The organism is Vogesella mureinivorans (assembly GCF_007644035.1).
Classification (GTDB): Bacteria; Pseudomonadota; Gammaproteobacteria; order Burkholderiales; family Chromobacteriaceae; genus Vogesella; species Vogesella mureinivorans.
Genome location: NZ_VMTV02000159.1, coordinates 1 through 319, shown reverse-complemented (window position 1 = coordinate 319; position 319 = coordinate 1). Strand labels below are relative to the sequence as shown.

The following is a 319-nucleotide window of genomic DNA, read 5'->3' as shown; positions in this document are numbered from 1 at the left end:
CCTGATCACGCTCATGGGCGTCGGCCTGCGCCTGCTGGTGATGCTCACCATCCAGCAGCGCCAGCAGGCGGCCAACCGCCAGATCAACGAACGCCTGCGCACCCTCATCGCCGCCTACAAGACGCTGGGCGGCTCCTTCACCGGCGAGCTCACGGTGGACCCGACCCATCTGCGCGAGCTGCGCCAGCGCGCGCAGTCCACGCCCGCGCACGCCAGCGTAGCCGAGGCCGGCATCATTCCCGCCGCCGCGATCGACCCCAGCCGCGGCGAGCGCGCGCGCCGCATCCGCGACGCCGTCGAAGGCGCGCTGTCCGACATC

The 319-nt window shown here is 72.7% G+C and carries 1 protein-coding gene; it reads left to right on the top strand.

Going from position 1 to position 319, the window contains the following annotated elements:
• Positions 1-13: 13 nt before the first annotated feature.
• A partial coding sequence (locus FLQ44_RS05055; protein ID WP_206208673.1) for a hypothetical protein occupies positions 14-319 on the top strand: 306 nt, incomplete at its 3' end.